The organism is Oleiphilus sp. HI0086 (assembly GCF_001635225.1).
On record NZ_LWFZ01001520.1, the window covers coordinates 1 to 805 of the forward strand.

Annotated in this window: 1 protein-coding gene; it reads left to right on the forward strand. The window is 44.1% G+C overall.

Annotated features, from left to right (window positions below; all coding sequences use genetic code 11):
• Nucleotides 1-645: LptF/LptG family permease (locus A3756_RS25615; protein ID WP_156490777.1), on the forward strand; the 645-nt coding region annotated here is incomplete at its 5' end.
• Between the last annotated feature and the right edge of the window lie 160 nt (nt 646-805).

The window sequence follows — 805 nt, forward strand, 5'->3', positions numbered from 1 at the left end:
CAAAATGTTGCCAGTCATAGAGGGGTGTGGCATCGGGAGGGTAATACTTTTATGCACTTTAATGCCGTGCAATCAAACGGTGTGCTTCATGGTGTGTCGTTGCAGAGGTATGATGCTGATCATCAGCTTGAAAGTAGTGTGTTTGCGAAGCGTGCTATTTTTCAGCGTGGTACTTGGCAGTTAGAGTCTGTTATTGAAACAAGCTTTAAAGGGGCGCGCACTTACGTCAATCATTTCCCAACTAAAACTTGGCAAACAGACTTGTCTCCCTCGGTGCTTAGTGTGTTGGTTGTGTCATCCGACGACTTATCTATATCGGGTTTATATACTTATTCTCAATATCTTGAAGCTCAGGACTTAAACTCTGACGCTTATATGATGTCATTTTGGAAGAAAGCGTTTCAGCCAATTTCAACGGCAGTATTGGTCTTGGTGGCAATATCGTTCGTATTTGGGCCTCTTAGGTCTGTCACGATGGGGTTTAGGGTGTTTTCAGGGGTAGTGGTTGGACTGTTGTTCAAGTATGCACAAGACCTGTTAGGGCCGAGTGCAATTGTGTTTGGTTTTAATCCAATCTATGCGACTGTTATTCCTATTTCGGTATGTTTGGTAGCAGGGATATTCCTTTTGCGAAGGGCACGTTGAGCTGGAGTGAGAGCAGTGTCTCACACAGACTTTCCATGATTGAACCAGGTTGTTAATTCGCGTATTATTCAAGCAGCAACTAGACTGGATAAAATGCGTATGTAGTAGTCCTTGGGTCAAGGGTGGATTGTAGGACCTTGGCACAGGTTTGTGTATGCAT